At 42.1% G+C, this 500-nt stretch carries 1 protein-coding gene; it reads left to right on the forward strand.

The window, feature by feature from the left end:
• The first annotated feature begins 21 nt into the window (after positions 1-21).
• Positions 22-450, forward strand: a complete 429-nt coding sequence (terL, locus tag A3712_RS12595; RefSeq protein WP_443083594.1) for a phage terminase large subunit — start codon at positions 22-24, stop codon at positions 448-450.
• Positions 451-500 lie beyond the last annotated feature (50 nt).

A 500-nucleotide genomic window follows, 5' to 3' on the forward strand; every position in this document is an offset into this window, starting at 1 on the left:
CGTAGAGGTAATCCGCAAATAATATTACTAGATGCAGAAAAAGGAAGATGGGAGTTTACAGAACTCAAAAAAATCGCTATGGATAAATACAAATACTGGGAACCCGAAACGGTGATCGTGGAAGCAAAAGCTTCTGGACTTCCGTTGACAGATGAGCTAAGATCGTCTGGAATACCTGTTGTTAACTTTACACCNAGCAGGGGTAATGATAAACATGTAAGGGTTAATTCAGTAGCGCCTATGTTTGAGTCTGGCCAAGTTTGGGTACCAGATGAAAGATGGGCCGAGGACGTTATAGAGGAGTGTGCGGCGTTCCCTTTTGGCGACCATGATGACTACGTAGATTCAACTACGCAAGCTCTCATGAGATACCGTCAAGGCAACTTTGTAAAACTTCCCGATGACTATTACGATGAACCGNNNAACACGGAACAAAGGGAGTATTACTAATGACTACAATAACTTTAACAAAAGGACAAGTACAAGGTGTAAAAGATGCA

Origin of the sequence: Vibrio sp. HI00D65, assembly GCF_001635455.1 — a bacterium.
Lineage (GTDB): Bacteria > Pseudomonadota > Gammaproteobacteria > Enterobacterales > Vibrionaceae > Vibrio.